This is a genomic window from Vibrio sp. 2132-1, from assembly GCF_033344315.1.
Genome location: NZ_JAWPON010000415.1, coordinates 1 through 658 on the forward strand (window position 1 = coordinate 1; position 658 = coordinate 658).

General features: G+C 49.2%; 1 pseudogene. It reads right to left on the minus strand.

From position 1 onward, the window contains the following. Window positions 1-576, minus strand: a pseudogene (locus R8N47_RS25755) (GGDEF domain-containing protein); the annotation flags it as partial. Window positions 577-658 lie beyond the last annotated feature (82 nt).

The following is a 658-nucleotide window of genomic DNA, read 5'->3' on the forward strand; positions in this document are numbered from 1 at the left end:
AAAGTCGTTCTTCCCGACAATGTCATCGTTAGACTTTTTCCACGCCTGTTCTACGCTGCGGTTAGTCATGGCGTACAGACCATCGGTGGTTTTGATCCAGACGTGGTCATCCAGACAATCGATGAATTCTTGCAGCGTTGGTAGTGGCTTGTTGGCGTGTGAGTGATGACGTTTGAGCTCTTGATGATAATGCTGGCTAACATCAAAACTGATGCGGCCTGCCAGTGCGCTCAGCCACGCAGAAACGGTTTGCTTTTGCTGCGTTGAGTGCGTCAACGTCACAACGGCAAACAGCTCCTCATTCGGTAGCCATACTGGGCACAGGCTCAGGTTTTCATCATCAAATTGTGAGCAAACTACGTCAAAGTGCGGCGCGGACAATTGCGCGCAGTTTTGCTCAATCATCGCCACAATGGCGCGGTGATTTTGTGGCGAGGTGGATACCTCACTGGATAGCCATTGTTTGGTGTAGCTCAGGGTATAAAGTTGTCCCTGAGCTTGAGTGGCATCACAGCATTGCTGCAGAGCGTGTTGCCAGTCAGTCATCAACGGTGAAGGAATAGCGAAGCGAAACATAATTAGTAAAGTATACTGAAGTGCACACGAATATTTATAGGAATGTCGCCGTGTTTGGCGGCTGGGCTTTGGTTATATCGTA